Source organism: Mycobacterium cookii (genome assembly GCF_010727945.1).
In the GTDB taxonomy this organism is placed as follows: Bacteria; Actinomycetota; Actinomycetes; order Mycobacteriales; family Mycobacteriaceae; genus Mycobacterium; species Mycobacterium cookii.
Genome location: NZ_AP022569.1, coordinates 996,356 through 1,011,176 on the forward strand (window position 1 = coordinate 996,356; position 14,821 = coordinate 1,011,176).

Annotated in this window: 16 protein-coding genes; 11 read left to right on the forward strand and 5 right to left on the reverse strand. The window is 65.8% G+C overall.

The features are described from left to right. From G6N27_RS04775 to G6N27_RS04800, 6 genes are all read left to right on the forward strand, one after another. Window positions 1-1,137, forward strand: coding sequence for an amidohydrolase family protein (locus tag G6N27_RS04775; protein ID WP_232064861.1), 1,137 nt, complete (start codon window positions 1-3; stop codon window positions 1,135-1,137). Window positions 1,138-1,145: 8 nt separating this feature from the next. Continuing rightward, window positions 1,146-1,979, forward strand: coding sequence for a 1-acyl-sn-glycerol-3-phosphate acyltransferase (locus G6N27_RS04780; protein ID WP_163775313.1), 834 nt, complete (start codon window positions 1,146-1,148; stop codon window positions 1,977-1,979). Then, a complete protein-coding gene (locus tag G6N27_RS04785) occupies window positions 1,979-2,431 on the forward strand; it encodes an SRPBCC family protein (RefSeq protein ID WP_163775314.1) in 453 nt (150 codons plus the stop codon). The genes G6N27_RS04780 and G6N27_RS04785 overlap by 1 nt, the downstream gene beginning before the upstream one ends. A 174-nt stretch (window positions 2,432-2,605) precedes the next feature. Beyond that, window positions 2,606-2,848, forward strand: a complete 243-nt coding sequence (locus G6N27_RS04790; RefSeq protein WP_163775315.1) for a hypothetical protein — start codon at window positions 2,606-2,608, stop codon at window positions 2,846-2,848. Between the two features lie 86 nt (window positions 2,849-2,934). After that, on the forward strand, window positions 2,935-3,582 hold the full coding sequence (gene phoU / locus G6N27_RS04795; RefSeq protein ID WP_163775316.1) for a phosphate signaling complex protein PhoU: 648 nt from the start codon (window positions 2,935-2,937) through the stop codon (window positions 3,580-3,582). 113 nt (window positions 3,583-3,695) lie between these two features. Continuing rightward, entirely contained in the window at window positions 3,696-4,043 is a 348-nt protein-coding gene (locus G6N27_RS04800; protein ID WP_163775317.1) for a DUF732 domain-containing protein, read from the forward strand. A 10-nt stretch (window positions 4,044-4,053) separates the two neighbouring features. On the opposite strand, the gene G6N27_RS04805 is transcribed toward G6N27_RS04800, so the two are convergent. Then, window positions 4,054-5,538 (reverse strand): FAD-dependent oxidoreductase, encoded by a 1,485-nt coding sequence (locus G6N27_RS04805; protein WP_163775318.1) that lies wholly within the window; start codon window positions 5,536-5,538, stop codon window positions 4,054-4,056. Between the two features lie 105 nt (window positions 5,539-5,643). Here G6N27_RS04805 and G6N27_RS25595 point away from each other — a divergent pair, with 105 nt between their 5' ends. Together G6N27_RS25595 and G6N27_RS25600 are read left to right on the forward strand one after the other, a co-directional pair. Beyond that, window positions 5,644-7,143: an ATP-binding protein gene (locus tag G6N27_RS25595; RefSeq protein ID WP_163775319.1), complete on the forward strand. Its 1,500-nt coding sequence runs from the start codon at window positions 5,644-5,646 to the stop codon at window positions 7,141-7,143. Next, window positions 7,071-8,045, forward strand: coding sequence for a hypothetical protein (locus G6N27_RS25600; protein ID WP_163775320.1), 975 nt, complete (start codon window positions 7,071-7,073; stop codon window positions 8,043-8,045). The genes G6N27_RS25595 and G6N27_RS25600 overlap by 73 nt, the downstream gene beginning before the upstream one ends. A 14-nt stretch (window positions 8,046-8,059) precedes the next feature. Here the strand turns inward: G6N27_RS25600 and G6N27_RS04820 are convergent, their stop codons facing one another. After that, window positions 8,060-8,506 (reverse strand): nuclear transport factor 2 family protein, encoded by a 447-nt coding sequence (locus G6N27_RS04820; protein WP_163775321.1) that lies wholly within the window; start codon window positions 8,504-8,506, stop codon window positions 8,060-8,062. Window positions 8,507-8,688: 182 nt separating this feature from the next. On the opposite strand from G6N27_RS04820, the gene G6N27_RS04825 reads away from it, so the two are divergent. Genes G6N27_RS04825 through G6N27_RS04835 form a run of 3 tightly spaced genes read left to right on the forward strand, consistent with a single transcriptional unit; the run spans window position 8,689 to window position 12,321 of the window. Beyond that, the gene (locus G6N27_RS04825; RefSeq protein ID WP_163781343.1) at window positions 8,689-10,482 is read left to right on the forward strand and encodes a CocE/NonD family hydrolase; all 1,794 of its coding nucleotides are present in this window, start codon (window positions 8,689-8,691) and stop codon (window positions 10,480-10,482) included. A 57-nt stretch (window positions 10,483-10,539) separates the two neighbouring features. After that, entirely contained in the window at window positions 10,540-11,433 is an 894-nt protein-coding gene (locus G6N27_RS04830) for a dienelactone hydrolase family protein (protein WP_163775322.1), read from the forward strand. Window positions 11,434-11,448: 15 nt separating this feature from the next. Further along, the gene (locus tag G6N27_RS04835; protein WP_163775323.1) at window positions 11,449-12,321 is read left to right on the forward strand and encodes an acyl-CoA thioesterase; all 873 of its coding nucleotides are present in this window, start codon (window positions 11,449-11,451) and stop codon (window positions 12,319-12,321) included. Here the strand turns inward: G6N27_RS04835 and G6N27_RS04840 are convergent. From G6N27_RS04840 to G6N27_RS04850, 3 genes are all read right to left on the reverse strand, one after another. Then, window positions 12,311-13,633 (reverse strand): cytochrome P450, encoded by a 1,323-nt coding sequence (locus G6N27_RS04840; RefSeq protein ID WP_179963381.1) that lies wholly within the window; start codon window positions 13,631-13,633, stop codon window positions 12,311-12,313. The two genes, G6N27_RS04835 and G6N27_RS04840, sit on opposite strands and share 11 nt — an antisense overlap. Before the next feature lie 74 nt (window positions 13,634-13,707). Then, a complete protein-coding gene (locus G6N27_RS04845; protein WP_163775325.1) occupies window positions 13,708-14,214 on the reverse strand; it encodes a nuclear transport factor 2 family protein in 507 nt (168 codons plus the stop codon). Continuing rightward, entirely contained in the window at window positions 14,211-14,663 is a 453-nt protein-coding gene (locus G6N27_RS04850; RefSeq protein ID WP_163775326.1) for an SRPBCC family protein, read from the reverse strand. Before G6N27_RS04850 ends, G6N27_RS04845 begins: the two co-directional genes overlap by 4 nt. Between the last annotated feature and the right edge of the window lie 158 nt (window positions 14,664-14,821).

Sequence of the window (14,821 nt, forward strand, 5' to 3'; positions counted from 1 at the left end):
GTGACGGCTCTGGCGGACCACATCGCCGGCGTGCCGCTGATCGACCAGCACGCGCACGGTTGCTGGTTGGGGGCAGGGGACCGGCTGCGCTTCGAGAACGCGCTCAACGAGGCCAACACCGCGCCGCTCGCCGACTTCGACTCAGGATTCGACACCCAGATCGGCTTCGCCGTGCGGGCACACTGCGCCCCACTGCTCGGCCTGCCTGAACACGCTGAGCCGCACGACTATTGGAGACGCCGCAGCCAGCTGACCGAAGCCGAGCTGGCGCGGGTATTCCTGCAGGCGGCCGGCGTCAGCGACTGGCTGATCGACACCGGCTACGCCAACGGTGTGGCCGACGTGTCGCAGGTTGCCGAGCTGTCGAACGGCCGGGCGCACGAGGTGGTCCGCCTCGAACAAGTGGCCGAACAAGCCGCGAAAGCCGCGGGTGACTATGCCTCGGCGTTCGAACAAATCCTGAGGCAGCGCACGGCGGCGGTGGTGGGCACCAAATCCGTCCTTGCCTATCGCGGCGGTTTCGACGGTGACCTGAGCGAGCCGTCGGCGGCCGAGGTCGCGGAGGCCGCCGACCGGTGGCGTGACAGCGGCGGCCAACGGCTGACCGATCGGGTGTTGCTGCGCTTCGGTCTGCACCAGGCGCTACGAGTAGGTAAACCATTGCAATTCCACGTAGGTTTCGGCGATCGCGACTGCGATCTGCACAAGGCCAATCCGCTCTACCTGCTGGACTTCCTCCGCCAATCCGGCGATACGCCGATCGTGCTGCTGCACTGCTATCCCTACGAGCGGGAGGCCGGCTATTTAGCCCAAGCGTTCAACAACGTCTATTTGGACGGCGGGCTGAGCGTCAACCACCTGGGCGCGCGCGCACCGGCGTTCATCGCCCGACTGCTGGAACTGGCACCGTTCCGCAAGATCGTCTACTCGTCGGACGCATTCGGTCCGGCCGAATTGCATTACCTGGGCACAACGTTGTGGCGCAAGGGTATTGATCGCGTGCTCAGCGGATTCGTCGACAACGGTGACTGGAGTTCGGCCGACGCGGCACGCGTGGTCGACCTCATCGCCCACGTCAATGCCGAACGCATTTACCGGCTCGACGCCGGGGTTAGAGACGACGACACCAGGGTATAGACCCCGCTATGGCCGGCCTAGCAGAGGCGCTGGAGTGGGCCCGCGAACAGATCACGTCGCGGGTCCCCAAGGCTGACCTCGACCAGCGGGATCCCGACTACATCCGCGACCAGTTGCCCGGTACGTGGCTGCTGGCGTCGCTGTACTTCCGGGCCGATGTCCAGCACCTGGATCGGATCCCCGCCGAGGGGCCGGTGCTGCTCGTCGGCAACCACAGCGGCGGCAACGTCCCGCCCGACACGTTCGTGTTCACGCTTGCGTTCTGCTCCTACTTCGGCGTCGAGCGACCGTTCTACCAACTGGCCCACAACCTTGTCGTCTCCGCGCCGCCGCTGGGCTGGTTGCGCAAGTTCGGTACCGTTGCCGCCAACCACGAAAACGCCTGTCTGGCACTGGAATCCGGTGCCGCGCTGCTGGTCTATCCCGGTGGTGACTACGAGGTCTTCCGGCCGTCGTGGGAGCGTCACAAGGTCGACTTCGACGGGCGCATGGGATACGTCAAGCTGGCCCGCGATGCCGGGGTACCGATCGTGCCGGTGGCAAGCGTGGGCGGGCAGGAAAGCGCGTTGTTCCTCAATCGTGGCCAGTGGCTCGCCAAGCTGCTCAGAGCGGACAAAACGCTGCGGCTCAAGAGCATTCCGATATCGCTGGCGTTGCCGTGGGGCCTGAACATCAGCGACTTGGCCGGGCATCTTCCGCTGCCCACCAAGATCGCCATCGAAGTCCAACATCCCATCGAAGTCGACGGTGACGACCAGGCGGTACACGACAAGGTGATGGCCAGCCTGCAGGCCGGCGTCGACCGGCTCGCCGCCCGACGACGGTTTCCGGTGATCGGCTGATGCGAGTCGAACGCCGCAACGTCATCAACGCCGACCGCGACGCCGTCTGGAAGATCGTCAGCGATCCCGACGGCTACCCCTCCTTCATGACCAACTTGGAGCGCTGGGAAAGCGCCAACGACCAGCCGCCCGGCGTCGGCGCCCGCTATTTCGTGCACTGGAAGGTCGGCTCGGTGCCGGTCGGCGGCCTGATGGAAATCGTCGAGTTCGACGACCTGCGCGACCTCGCCTGGGTGGGCATCACCGGCGTGACCATGCGCGGCCGAATCCGGCTGCGCGACGGTAAAGACGGCCGGACGAAGGTGATCTTCCGGCTGTCGTATCAGGCACCGGGCGGACTCTGGGGCTACATCGCCGACCGGGTCGCCGTCCGCCAAGTGAGCCGCATCGCGACGGACACCCTGAAACGCCTCAAGAAATTGAGCGAGCCCGCCGCGAGCCGCAACCACTGATATTTCTGCGCGCCCGACGGACTCTTCGCGAAACATCGAAGAAACATCGTCGAAACATTGATCTTGGGCGCTCTTCAGGCACATACTGACAAAACGCCCGCACAGGCCACATTTGCGAATTTCTGACGTTCTCCGGCAGAAGGCTCCGGAGCATTCCTCAACGAGGAGGAAATGATGAGGAAATTCACCCAGCGAGTGCTGCTTATCGGCGCCGCTGAGATGGCGATCATCGGGGCGGTCAGTGGTGTCGATCTGGTTGCGCAGGCCCACGCTGATCCCACGTCATGCATCGGTGCGTCGGCGCAATGCCAGCAAGTCGAGTTGACCGGGCCGCAATCGCGAGCGACGGTGGTCTGCCAACCGACCGGGCCGAAAGCCGGAGCCATTTGCCGCGAGTGGGCGCCACGCCCCGCCTGACGGCTGCAGAAGCGAGCGCGATGCGCTGACGCCGGATCCGTGCCATTCGATGGTGTGGTCGCGTGCTGTCCTCATAGGGTTGGGGCATGCGAACGGTGTTCCACGAGCAACTTCATTCGCTGACCGTGACGCTCAGCCGGATGTGCGGTCTGGCCGGTTTGGTGATGGAGCGGGCTACCGACGCGCTGCTGCATGGGGACCTACAGCTTGCCGAGCAGGTGATCGCCGACTACGAGGAACTCGCGCAGATGCGCAGCGACGCAGAGGAGGCTGCCTTTGTGCTGCTGGCGTTGCAGGCCCCTGTCGCAGGCGATTTGCGGATCGTCGTCGGTTGTATGCAGAACGTGGCCGACGCCGAACGCATGGGCGGCTTGGCACGACACGTTGCCGAGATCGTTCGCCGCCGGCACCCTGACCGCACCCTGCCGACTCAAGTCAACGGCGTCTTCGCCGAAATGGGCAGGATCGCCGTGGACCTCGGCAACAGCGCGAAAGAGGTCGTGCTGTCGCGTGATCCCGAACAAGCCGCGCAAATTGGCCGCGACGACGCGGAAATAGACAGGCTGCACCAACATCTCTTCACCCTGCTCAAAGACGACGGTTGGGGTCACGGCGTGGGCACCGCCGTCGATGTCGCGTTGTTGGGGCGTTTCTACGAACGCTTCGCCGATCACGCCGTCGAAATCGGTCGCCGGGTCATTTTCCAGGCGACCGGCGAACCCTTTGATGCCTGACGCCCGTCGGCGGCACCTGAAAAGCTTCTTCCGACATTTCACTATTTGTCATGTGTTTGCCGCCCAGGGCTCGCACAATGACGGCAACATCAACGCGGAAGAAAGCGGATCACATGACCCCACCTCGCTGGCTGGCCACACTCACCATTCCGTTGATCGCCGGCGCTGCCCTCGCTGCCAGCGCTGCGACGGCGACTGCCGATCCGAGGGATGACTCGTACCTCGATCAACTGCGCGGCGCCGGCCTCAGTTGGCCGCCGGGCCACGAGGAGGCGCTCATCGGGACGGCGTACCTCATCTGTGACGATCTCGGGTGGGGTTGGACGCCACAGCAGATTGCCAACAACGTCCACGCCAATCTGGACCCCGACAACATCCACGTGCATGACGTCGGATCCATGGTGAACATCGCGCGTGCGGTCTATTGCCCCAATCAGCGGTGCTGGGCGCCCCACTGCTGAGTCGAGGCACTTAGAGCAATCCCGTCGCGTATTCGTCACTGAGCGGACCGCAGCGGATATCGAAACGCTCCCGGACTGTGTCAAGGACACGGCGCTGGCGTTCGCGTTCTCGACGGTGCGTGAGCGTGAACCGCATCAAGCCCGGCAAGCGACGCGGTAGCGGGTACCACCTATCGAAATCGAGTCCGTTTTCGTTGAACACGCGACGGGGGACGCTGTCGTAGATAAGGCTGAGGTTGTGCTGGACGAGCGCGAAGAGCACATAGGGAAATGCCATCGCCGACTTGTGCCTCAGTTGTTGCCAATCGACTTCGTAGAGCGGGATCTCCTTGATCTTGTCCAAGAACAGCAAGTGGCCCAGGAAGTATCCCGCGAATGCAGGTAAGTGCAGCATGGCCGAACGCATGTTGATCGAAACGACCGCCCCACTGGGCGAAACGTACGGCTCGTACGGGTAGTCGCCGGTGAGTCCGACATATCCGGTGCAGTTGACGACCCAGCTTCCAGGTTGGATCGTCTTCGTCGATCCGCTGCGGAACATCACCTCGGTCGTGCCATTGCGATCGACCACATCCTCGAAATAGTCCATGACGACATCGTTGAGGCCGGCAGAGATCGTGCGGTTCTCGGCCTCCGACAGCACTCCCAACACGAAGTTGTCCGCCTGGGGGGTCAAGAACGTGCCATAGGTGGCTCGGTACCACGCGTGGACCTCTGATTCGTTCGTGCCGTCGAACCGGCGTCCCATCTCTGCGGCGACGGTGGCGAGCGGTGTGCCCTTCCACCAACGCCGGGAGCCGCTCGGCAGCAGGTTGTCGCGGCTGGCGAAGAATGTTCCCCGCCCGGCCACGAGGTTTACCTCGCGACCGGGGTATGCGGTGATCAGTGCGTGTGCGGTGTCCATGGCGGTTTTTCCGCCTCCGATGATCCACATCGGCGCGTCGCTATCCCTGATGTCGCCCGCCCGGAAGTCGCAGGAGTCGGGCGACACCGAATGAACGCGTTTGCTGGAAATGGCGAGCGGTTCGTTCGGCGTGACTGCCAAGCCGGAGGCTTTGATCAGCCGCTTGGCTTCGACAACGAGCACCTGGCCGTCGGCAGCTCGACAAGCGACCCGCACCGTGCCGTTCGCTTCTTCCTCCGACTCGACGTTCCAGCCGAAGTACTCGTCGACTTGCACGCGCTCCCTTATCACGTCGAGGCAGTGCTGAAAATGGTCGAGCACCTCGCTTTTGGTCGCCAGGTGCGCGCGATCCTTGCCGAGGGTCCACTTGATATTGCCCGCGGTGAACATCGGATGTGGTTGATGCAGGCGCACATAGGAGTACACGTCTACCCACATGCCGCCTGCGCGCGCCCGCCGGTCGATAAGGATCACCTTGTGGTCCCGCGACAAGTACCGGCTCGCGGCGAACAAGGCGTTCAGTCCGGCGATGCCGGCTCCAACGATGCACACGTCGCAGGTTTCCACCGGCGAGGACAGGGGCGCGGACATCAGACCACCACCTTTACTCGGAGAGATGACAATTGTGGGGCCGCAGCACCGGTGCAGGCGTGAGTAATCGACTACTTAAATTTCGCTCTAAAAAGTGATTTGCGGATGGGGATCGCGACCGGCGAAGCCGAGCTGCGGGGCGGGGATTACTTCGGTGTGGTGCTGAATCGTGCCGCGCGCGTGATGGCCGCCGGGCATGGTGGCCAGATCTTGCTGGCCGACTCGACGGCGGGTCTGCTCAGCGGTGTTGATCTCATCGATCTAGGGCCGCGGCGGCTGCGGGACCTGCCGATCCCAATCCAGGTGTTCCAGGTTCGAGCCGACTGCCTGCGCACCGACTTTCCGCCGTTGCGAGCTCTGGATGTGAGTCCGGGGAATCTGCGCCCTGCGACGACGAGTTTCATCGGGCGCGAGTCCGAGGTCGGTGAGGTGCAAGCCGCGCTGAAGGCTCATCGGCTGGTCACGCTGACCGGGGTGGGTGGGGTCGGTAAGACCCGGCTGGCGCTGGAAGTAGCGGGACGGCTAGCCGATGAATTCACGGATGGAGTTTGGGTTTTCGAGTTGGCCGCGGTCGCTGACCCATCGGCTATGCCCGACGCGGTGGCTGCCGTATTGGGTATCACCCAACAGCCCGGGAAGAGCGTGAGCGAGTCGGTGGCGGCCGCGTTGGAGGGCCGGGTCAGGTTGTTGGTGTTCGACAACTGTGAGCACATCCTCGACGCCACAGCCGGTTTGGTTGAGGAAATCCTGACGCACTCGGAGACCGTGACGATTCTGGCAACCAGCCGCGAAGGACTCAGGGTCGCCGACGAGCAACTATGGCCGGTGCCGTCACTGGCTGCCGACGCGGGAATCGACTCTGCCGCGGTCTCCCTGTTCATTGAACGTGCACAAGCCGTATCGCCACGCTTCTCGGTGGCCGACGCCTGCGACGCGGCCGCGGTGACGGAGATCTGTCGCCGACTCGACGGGATCCCGTTAGCCATCGAGCTGGCGGCCTCGCGGATGGCATCGATGACCGCCAGCGAGGTGCGTGATCGTCTCGATCACAGGTTCCGGCTGCTGGTCGGGTCGCGGCGTGGCCTGTCACGCCACCAAACATTGCGTCACGCGGTGGCGTGGTCCTACGACCACCTCGATGACGTCGAGAAACCGCTGCTGGAACTGTGTTCGGTGTTCGCCGGGGGATTCGACCTGCAAAGCGCCTGCGCCGTCACGGGTTCCGATGATGACTTCGCCACCCTGGATCTGCTCGATGCCCTGGTGCGCAAGTCGCTGCTGGTCGCTGATCGGTCTTCGGGCGGACCCGATTTGCGATGCTGGAGACGATTCGCCAGTTCGCCGAGGAGCAACTCGTCGCGAGCGGGGCGGCGAATGACGTGCGAACCGCGCATGCTCGCCACTTCGCAGCGCGCGAAGCCGACGTCCTGGCTTTGTGGGATAGCCCGCGCCAGGGGGAGGCCTACAGCTGGTTCAGCGCGGAGTTGGCCAATCTGCGCACCGCGTTTCGGTGGGCCGCCGACCACGGAGATTTGGATGTCGCCGCCACCATCGCCACCTACGCGGCGTTCCTCGGCGTATGGGTCGAACAGTACGAGCCGATAACTTGGGCCGAACAGCTCATCGAGACCGCCCAGGCCGTCGACCATCCCCGGCTCGCGTTCCTGTACGTGTTGGCGGCGCAGTGCTGGACGACCGGACGGATCGAGACCGCTGTCCGCTACACCGAGGCCGCCCAGCAGCTGGTGATCGGCAGCGGCGGCCGCGAGGTGCCGTTCGGCTTCGCAGGCGTGCTTGGCTCTGCGTACCTGGCCGTCGGCCAGCCCGAACGGTGGGCCCAGTTGTGCCGCGCGCAACTCGCACGCGGTCGCGACGCTCATGCATTCACCAGGACATCCCTCGTGCTCGCGCTGGCGTTCGGCCGTTGCGATGATGGGGCGAGGGCCGCCGCGAACGGCGTGATCGACGCCGCCGAAGCCACCGATAACCCGTATGTGCTCTCGTTCGCGTTATACGCCTACGGGCTCGCCTTCCGCGACCCCGATCCCGCTGGAGCGCTAAACGCCCTGCGGCGGGGCTTGATGATCGCTCAAGACAGCGGCAACCGCTACGACGAGTCACTCCTGACGAGCACCTTGTCCCAATTTGAGGCCGAGTACGGCGACCCGCTGACCGCGCTCGACTACTTCACTGTGGCGATCCGCAACTACCACGACGCGGGCAACACCACCTTGATCCGTAGCGCGCTGGCTATCCTCGCCGCCTTAGTCGACCGGCTCGGCCGCTATGAACCGGCGGCCACCATCGCCGGGTTCGCCATCAGCCCCCTCACGACAATGGCCTTACCCGAGTTCAACAGCACCATCACCCACCTGCGCGAAGTCCTGGGCGACCCCATCTATGAATCGCTCGCCCGCAAGGGTGAGACGATGACCACCGCCGCTATGGCGACCTACGCATACGACCAAATCGACCAGGCCCGTGCAGGACTCGAAGACCCTAGGTGAGTTGCCGGGGACTGTCAGATCAACCCCGTCGCATCAAAGATCCACGACGTGTCCGCGGCCGCGAGATCCTCCAGCCACGTCGGCGGCGCCTGCGCGGTCATGCCGCCCATGTCCCAATAGTCCTTCCACAGCGACACCTTGCCGTCGTCGTCGACGCGGTGCACCGAAACGAACTGCAGCACAGCGGTTTCCCCGCTTGCCCACCGCCAGGTCTCGGAGTGCTCGTACATGGCGTCGGCGCCGTTGGACACCAGCACCCCGTCGTGGTTCTCATACCCGGCCAGCGGTTCGAGCCCGACCTTGAGCCGCTTGACGATGTCGTCGGGTCCGCGGGCGGCCAGCGTCGGGCCGACCGGCATGTCGACGTAGATGCAGTCGGTGGACAGGAACGTCTTGACACCGTCCCAGTCCCGGCTCGACAACGCCCGCCACAACCCACGCACCGCTTCGTCCACCGACATGGACCAAGGCTGACAGGCAACCCCGTGGCGCGCAACGATCCGCGCATCCTTACAGTCTGCCCAGGCAACAACGCGTGCAGGAGGTAGGGATGCCGACGCTGCGATCGATGCGTAGACGTGTCCGAAAGACCAGTCCATCGCCGTTCTCGCCGCCCTGGACACCGCGAGCGGCGCAGTACGGGGTGGGCATCCGGCACAACGTCGGGGTGCGGATGAGCGACGGGGTGGAGTTGCGCGTCGACATCCATTACCCCACCGACCGCGACACCGGGGAGCCTGCCGCCGGTCCGTTCCCGGTGCTGATGTCGATGACGCCGTACGGCAAGAAGGCCCCGCCGCCGGCCGCTCAGATCGGCGGCGGACCGACCCCGTACCTGATCAAACGCGGCTACATCGAGGTGATGGTCGACGTCCGGGGGTGCGGTGTCTCCGGCGGCTCGTTCCAAATGTTCGGCGACCGCCAGAGGCAGGACGGCGTCGAGTTGGTCGACTGGGCATCGAAGCTGCCCAACGCCAACGGTCGGGTGGGCATGTTCGGGGTGTCCTACCTGGCGATCAACCAGCTGTTCACCGCCGCTGCCGTCGGCCCGAATTCGCCGCTGAAGGCGATCTTCCCGGTGATGGCCGCCCGCGATTTCTACCGCGACGCGGCCGCGATGGGCGGGGCGCCGCACCTGCGCACCGTGCGTGCCTACGGCGGGGTGTACCGGCTGCTCAACGTCGTCAACCCGATGTTGGAAGTGGTCCATCTGGGCAAGCATCCCCGGCCGCGGGCCGGCGGGGTCGCCGCGGTGCGCGAGCGCGGACGTGCTCAGCGTGGCTTCTTCCGGCCGTTGATCGCCGATGCTGTGGCCGGCGGCGACACCGCCTTCGACGAAGAGTTCTGGGATGCGTTACGTCCCGCCACGGTGCTGCCGGACATCGTCGCCAACAACGTGGCGGTCTTCCTCGTCGGTGGCTGGCACGACGCCTTTCAGCGCGGCGCGCCGCTGAACTACACCGCGCTGCAGAACGCGTACGCGGGCCGCCACGACGAGCAGCCGATGCAACCCGGCCAGCCGGTGTCCGAGCGGATCCGGCTGATGATGGGCCCCTGGTACCACGTCTCGGACTACGGCGGTCTGCATCTGCAAGCGATTCAGCTGCGCTGGTTCGACTACTGGCTCAACGACGCCGCCGAGGCGGAGATCTCCGGGTCGCCGCTGACCTTCCAGGCCATCGGCAGCCCGCGCTGGTTCCACGCCCGCGAGTATCCGCTTCCCGCGGCGACGCCCACCCGGTTCTATCTCTCCCGTGATGGCCGGCTGACCGCCGACAGCGCGCCCGAAACCTCCACGGCCACAATCAAATACGTGGGACGCGGCCCGGTGGCCGGTCGAAGTGTCGAGCAGTGGACGCTCGGGATGACCAGCTTCATCCGCGCCCAGCGCGGCGGGAGCACCCGCTACGACCAGGACAACCGGCGCGTGCATCGCGGTGCGTTGCACTACACCACCGAGGCGTTCGCGACGCCGACCCTGATCGCCGGTCCGATCACGCTCACCCTGCTCGCCACCGCGACGACCACCGAAACGCTGTGGGTCGCCCACCTCGACGACGTCGCACCCGACGGCGCCAGCCGGCCGCTGACTCAGGGCGCGCTGCTGGGTTCGCACCGCGCATTGGACCCGGAGCGCACCTGGTACCTGCCCGACGGCACCGTGCTCAAGCCGCATCACCTCAGCACCCGGGCAGCGGTCGAGCCCGTCGTTCCGGGGGAGCTGACCCGCTACGACGTCGAGATATTCCCCACCGCCGCGGTGCTCGAGGCGGGCCACCGGCTGCGTCTGACCGTGACCACGTTCGACTTCCCGCATCTGGTCCCGACCGTGCCCGCGCGCCGCGCCCTGGCCGGCGGCAGTTATGAATTGCACCAGGGCGGACCGACGCCGTCGCACCTGCTGATACCGGTAGCCGATCCGGACAGCATCGACTGAGCCGCAGCCCCAACGCCGTCCGCGCGACATAGCGGGTTATGGCGCATACTCGCCAGAATGACGTCGTTACAGCGCTACATCGCCGAGGAGATCGCCGCCGACCACGTCGACGGGCTGCTGACTCGACGCGAGGCCATCCGTCGGCTGGCGCTGCTCGGCCTGAGCGCTGGCGCCGCGGGCGCGTTGATCGCGGGATGCACAGACCATCAGACCCGACCGCTGCACTCGGGTTCGGGCGAGGGCGTTGAGCCGCCGGGGTCGAAGCAGGCGCTGCCCACCGAGCCGATCACCTGGGCGGGCCCGCGCGGCGAACTGCAGGGCGCCTGGGCGCAGGCGCACAATGCCCGCCGCGGTGTGCTGGTCATCCACGAGAACAAGGGCCTCAACGACTGGGTGCACTCGGTGGCCGAACGGTTCGCCGGCGCCGGCTACTCGGCGCTGGCCATCGACCTGCTGTCCGAAGAGGGTGGCACAGGCCAGTTCACCGACCCCGCCAAAGCCACCGCCGCGCTCGCCGCCGCTCCCCAGGACCGCTTCCTCGCAGACCTGAACTCAGGTATCACCGAACTGCAGAATCGGGTTCCCGGCGGCAAAATCGCGGTGGTCGGTTTCTGCTTCGGCGGCGGGCTGGTGTGGCAGCTGCTGGCATCCCACAACGCGCGCTTGTCGGCCGCGGTGCCGTTCTACGGCCCACTTCCCGACAACCCCGATTTCAGCGGTGACAAGGCCACCGCGGTGCTGGCGTTCTACGGAGCTCTGGACAAGCGCGTCACGGATTCGGAACCGGCGGCACGAGCGGCCCTCGAGCGGGCCGGGCTGGTGCACGACATCGTCGTCGAACCCAACGCGGACCACGCGTTTTTCAACGACAGCGGGCCGCGCTACAACGCCGCGGCCGCCGAGGACGCCTGGCGTCGCGTGCTGGAGTGGTTTGGCCGCTACCTTTCTTAACGGCATGATGCGTGCGTGACCACCCCGCCTCCCGTCATCACGCTGAGTCAGGTCCTTGACTCCCTCGACCTCCAACAGGTCAACGCAGAGTTCTTCGTCGGCGAGCAGATCGACGAGATCGCGCATCACATCTCCGGCGGCCACATCGCCGCCCAGGCCCTGATGGCGGCCAGCCGCACCGTGACCGGCCGCCTGCCACACAGCATGCACATGTACTTCCTCCGGGCCGGCGACGCCCGGCAGCCGGTGGACTTCGAGGTCACCGCGCTGCACGACGGCGGTACCTTCTCGGCTCGGCGCGTCACCGCCAGGCAGTTCGGGTCGGTATTGCTGGAGGGGGTCGCGTCGTTCAGCAAGACCGTCGACAACGTTGTGTACCAACAGCTTCCGCCAGATCTGCCGGAGCCCGAATCCGTGCCGGGCTTCGCCCAGCAGCACAGCGACTACGCCGACGAACTCGGTGGCTGGTGGGTACGCGAGCAACCCATCGACTATCGATACGTCGACCCGTCGGCCAGGATCGCAGCCGACCTCGCCGATGCGCCGCCGGCAGCTATCCGCATGTGGTGGCGACCCAACGGCATAGCGCCGGCCGATCCGGTGATCGCCGACTGTTTGGCCGCCTTCGTCGCGGGCCGCACGCTGCTCGAGTCAGCGATGGTCGCACGCCGTACGACGCCACTGGGACCGGGGTTCTCGGCGTTGATGGATTTGGCCATGTGGTTTCACCACCCGCCAGATCTATCGGATTGGCTTCTCTACGAACAACATTCGCCCAGCGGCATCGGCGGTCGCGGATTGTCCCAGGGCACCATGTTCAACCGCAACGGCCAACTGGTCTGCACCATGACGCTGGAGTGCTATTTCGGCGGACGGGCTAGCGGTTAGCCATCGACCGCGCCGGGCCCAACGCAACCGGCAGCGTCGACCAGCCGTGCAGAACCCGGGTGTCGCGACGACTGCCGGCACCCGCGGAGCGCACCTCGGGGAAGCGGTCGAAGAAGGCCCGCAGCCCCACTTCACCTTCGGCGCGAGCCAGCGCCGCCCCAAGGCAGAAGTGCCGTCCGCCGGAGAAAGCCAGGTGCCGACCGGCGTTCTCCCGTTCGATGTCGAACCGATTCGGGTCACCGAAGACGGCCGGATCGCGGTTGGCCGCGGCGACGTAGACCACCACCAGTTCGCCCTGCCCGACCGGCATACCGGCGATCTCGGTGTCGTTCAACGCAAGCCGCGCGGTCAGCTGCACAGGTGACTCCAGCCGCAGAATCTCCTCGACGGCGTTCGGCCACAACTCGGGCCGCTGACTGAGGGTGTGCAGATGCCCGGGGTTGTCCAGCAGCAGGCGAATCCCGTTGCCCAGCAAGTTCACTGTCGTCTCGAACCCGGCCGCCAAGACCAGACCGGCGACCGCCCGCAGTTCGTCTTCATCCAGATATGTTTCCGGCGAGCCACTTTCGGCTTTGCGGATCAGCTGGCTCATCAGGTCGTCACCGGGGGACCGGCGCAGCTGTCCCAGATGCTCGTCGAGCCAGAAGTTGAACCCGGCAATCCCGCGCTGCACTCGACGGTACTGCGGCCAGGGGAGTCCGAAATCGAGGCTGGGCGCCGCGAGTTCGCCGAACTCGAGGATGCGCTGCCGATCGCGGTCGGGCACCCCCAGGATGTCGCTGATGATCGCCACCGGAAGTTGCGCGCAGTACCTGTCGACGACGTCGACGACGCCGGGCTCGCGGGACAACTCATCCAACAGCGAGTCCGCGGTCTGCTCGACCCCGTCGCGCAATGCGGCGACCGCCCGCTGGGTGAACACCGACGACACCGTCTTGCGGTAGCGGGTGTGGTCCGGCGGCTCGACGGCGAGCAGGGACGGCGGACGCAACGGGTGCAGCAGGTCGTCGCGGACGCGACGCTCCAGCCAGCGCAGCGGCGCCGGCAGGTTCGACCCGATGGAGAGCACCCGGAAGTCGTCTGAGCGCAGTAGTTCGTGCCCGATCGCGTGGTCTGCGGTGATGTAGCCGATCCGGGAGTGCACCAGACGACCGCGGGACCGGACCTGCTCGTAGAACGGCTCCGGGTCGGCCTTGACCGACGCGTCGGCGATCAACCGCGCTTGCAGATCGCCGCGCCGCGCGCCGAGCGAGGCGACGCCGCGGACGAAACCGTGCAGCGTCAGCCAGTGCAATCTCTGCTTGAGTGCGATTTCCACGGGTGAGGCCCTCCACGTCGCCGGGGCAGTGCTGACGCCAGCCTACGACGCGCGGCGAGCGGCAGCGCTCAGCTCAGTTCCCAGTTCATGTTCTTGGCGAACCGGATTGCGTCATCGCTGACGGTGCCCATGGCCTGCGATCGCTGAATGTAGTCGCGCACCATCGGCAGGAAATTCATCGGGTTGTAGGCGTCTTCCTCGTAACTCCACAATCCGTTGCCGGCGTATTTCATCACCGAGAGATTGGCCGCCTGATGGATGCTTCCGTCGCCGGGATCGCGCATCCGGTTCTGGAACTCGCAGAACACCCAGCCGCGGTCGGTGTCGATGGAATGCCAGGACGTCGGATAGAACGGCATCTCGCTGCCGGGGAAGACGTTCATCGTCGACACGATCCAGTCGCGGATCTGCTCGCGGCCGTGCAGGGTGCCGTAGGTGTGCTCGACATAGGTTGCGTCGTCGGTGAATTGGTCGGCAAATCGCGACCAGTCCCAGCTGGACCCGATCTCGACGACGACCTGCTTGTGATGTTCGAAGGCCGAGTCGATCTCGTCGCGCGACCACTGTCCGCTCATGCCTCGGCCACATCCTTGATCCGGTGCAGCGTGTTGGTCATGTCCCGGACGTTGCGTCGTTGCCGCAGGAAGCCGCCGAACAAGAAGTACAGGTTGACGAACGGTGAGGCACTCATCCGGAACGACTCGGTGACGTCGGTACCCCCTTTCGACGGCGCCAGTCGGTACAACCAGTTGTTCACCGCGCGGTCGCCGACGAGAACCTCGAAGCCGAATTCCCGGCCGGGCTCGCAGGCCGTCACCCGGCACGTCGTCCAGTACACCGGCCCGATCTCGTTGCGCTTGACGTGCCCGCGGAACTTGGCGCCGAGCGCGGGGCCGGTGGCCCCGTCGAGCCATTCGGCTTCGAACGTTTCGGGGGAGAACCGGCCGACGTTGCGGACGTCGGCGATCAGGTCCCAGATCTTGTCGGCCGGTGCTGCCATGTGAACGGTCGCGGAGCCCTGCATGGGCCGATCCAAGCACGCTTGCACTGTGCCGGTAGCCGGAAATGCCGATGTTCACCGGCGTTCTCAGTGAAAACGGGGGACCGATTTCGACCGAATCGTCGCCGGTAGCCATCCCTTGAACAGACGGGTGATCCGCGCTAGCGTTTCGAAGTCTCCAT

Coding starts and splice junctions, on each gene's coding strand:
- G6N27_RS04780 (WP_163775313.1), top strand. CDS start 1,146: ATGGCCGGCCTAGCAGAGGCGCTGGAGTGGGCCCGCGAACAGATCACG.
- G6N27_RS04785 (WP_163775314.1), top strand. CDS start 1,979: ATGCGAGTCGAACGCCGCAACGTCATCAACGCCGACCGCGACGCCGTC.
- G6N27_RS04790 (WP_163775315.1), top strand. CDS start 2,606: ATGAGGAAATTCACCCAGCGAGTGCTGCTTATCGGCGCCGCTGAGATG.
- phoU (WP_163775316.1), top strand. CDS start 2,935: ATGCGAACGGTGTTCCACGAGCAACTTCATTCGCTGACCGTGACGCTC.
- G6N27_RS04800 (WP_163775317.1), top strand. CDS start 3,696: ATGACCCCACCTCGCTGGCTGGCCACACTCACCATTCCGTTGATCGCC.
- G6N27_RS04805 (WP_163775318.1), bottom strand. CDS start 5,538: ATGTCCGCGCCCCTGTCCTCGCCGGTGGAAACCTGCGACGTGTGCATC.
- G6N27_RS25595 (WP_163775319.1), top strand. CDS start 5,644: ATGGGGATCGCGACCGGCGAAGCCGAGCTGCGGGGCGGGGATTACTTC.
- G6N27_RS04820 (WP_163775321.1), bottom strand. CDS start 8,506: ATGTCGGTGGACGAAGCGGTGCGTGGGTTGTGGCGGGCGTTGTCGAGC.
- G6N27_RS04830 (WP_163775322.1), top strand. CDS start 10,540: ATGACGTCGTTACAGCGCTACATCGCCGAGGAGATCGCCGCCGACCAC.
- G6N27_RS04845 (WP_163775325.1), bottom strand. CDS start 14,214: ATGAGCGGACAGTGGTCGCGCGACGAGATCGACTCGGCCTTCGAACAT.
- G6N27_RS04850 (WP_163775326.1), bottom strand. CDS start 14,663: ATGCAGGGCTCCGCGACCGTTCACATGGCAGCACCGGCCGACAAGATC.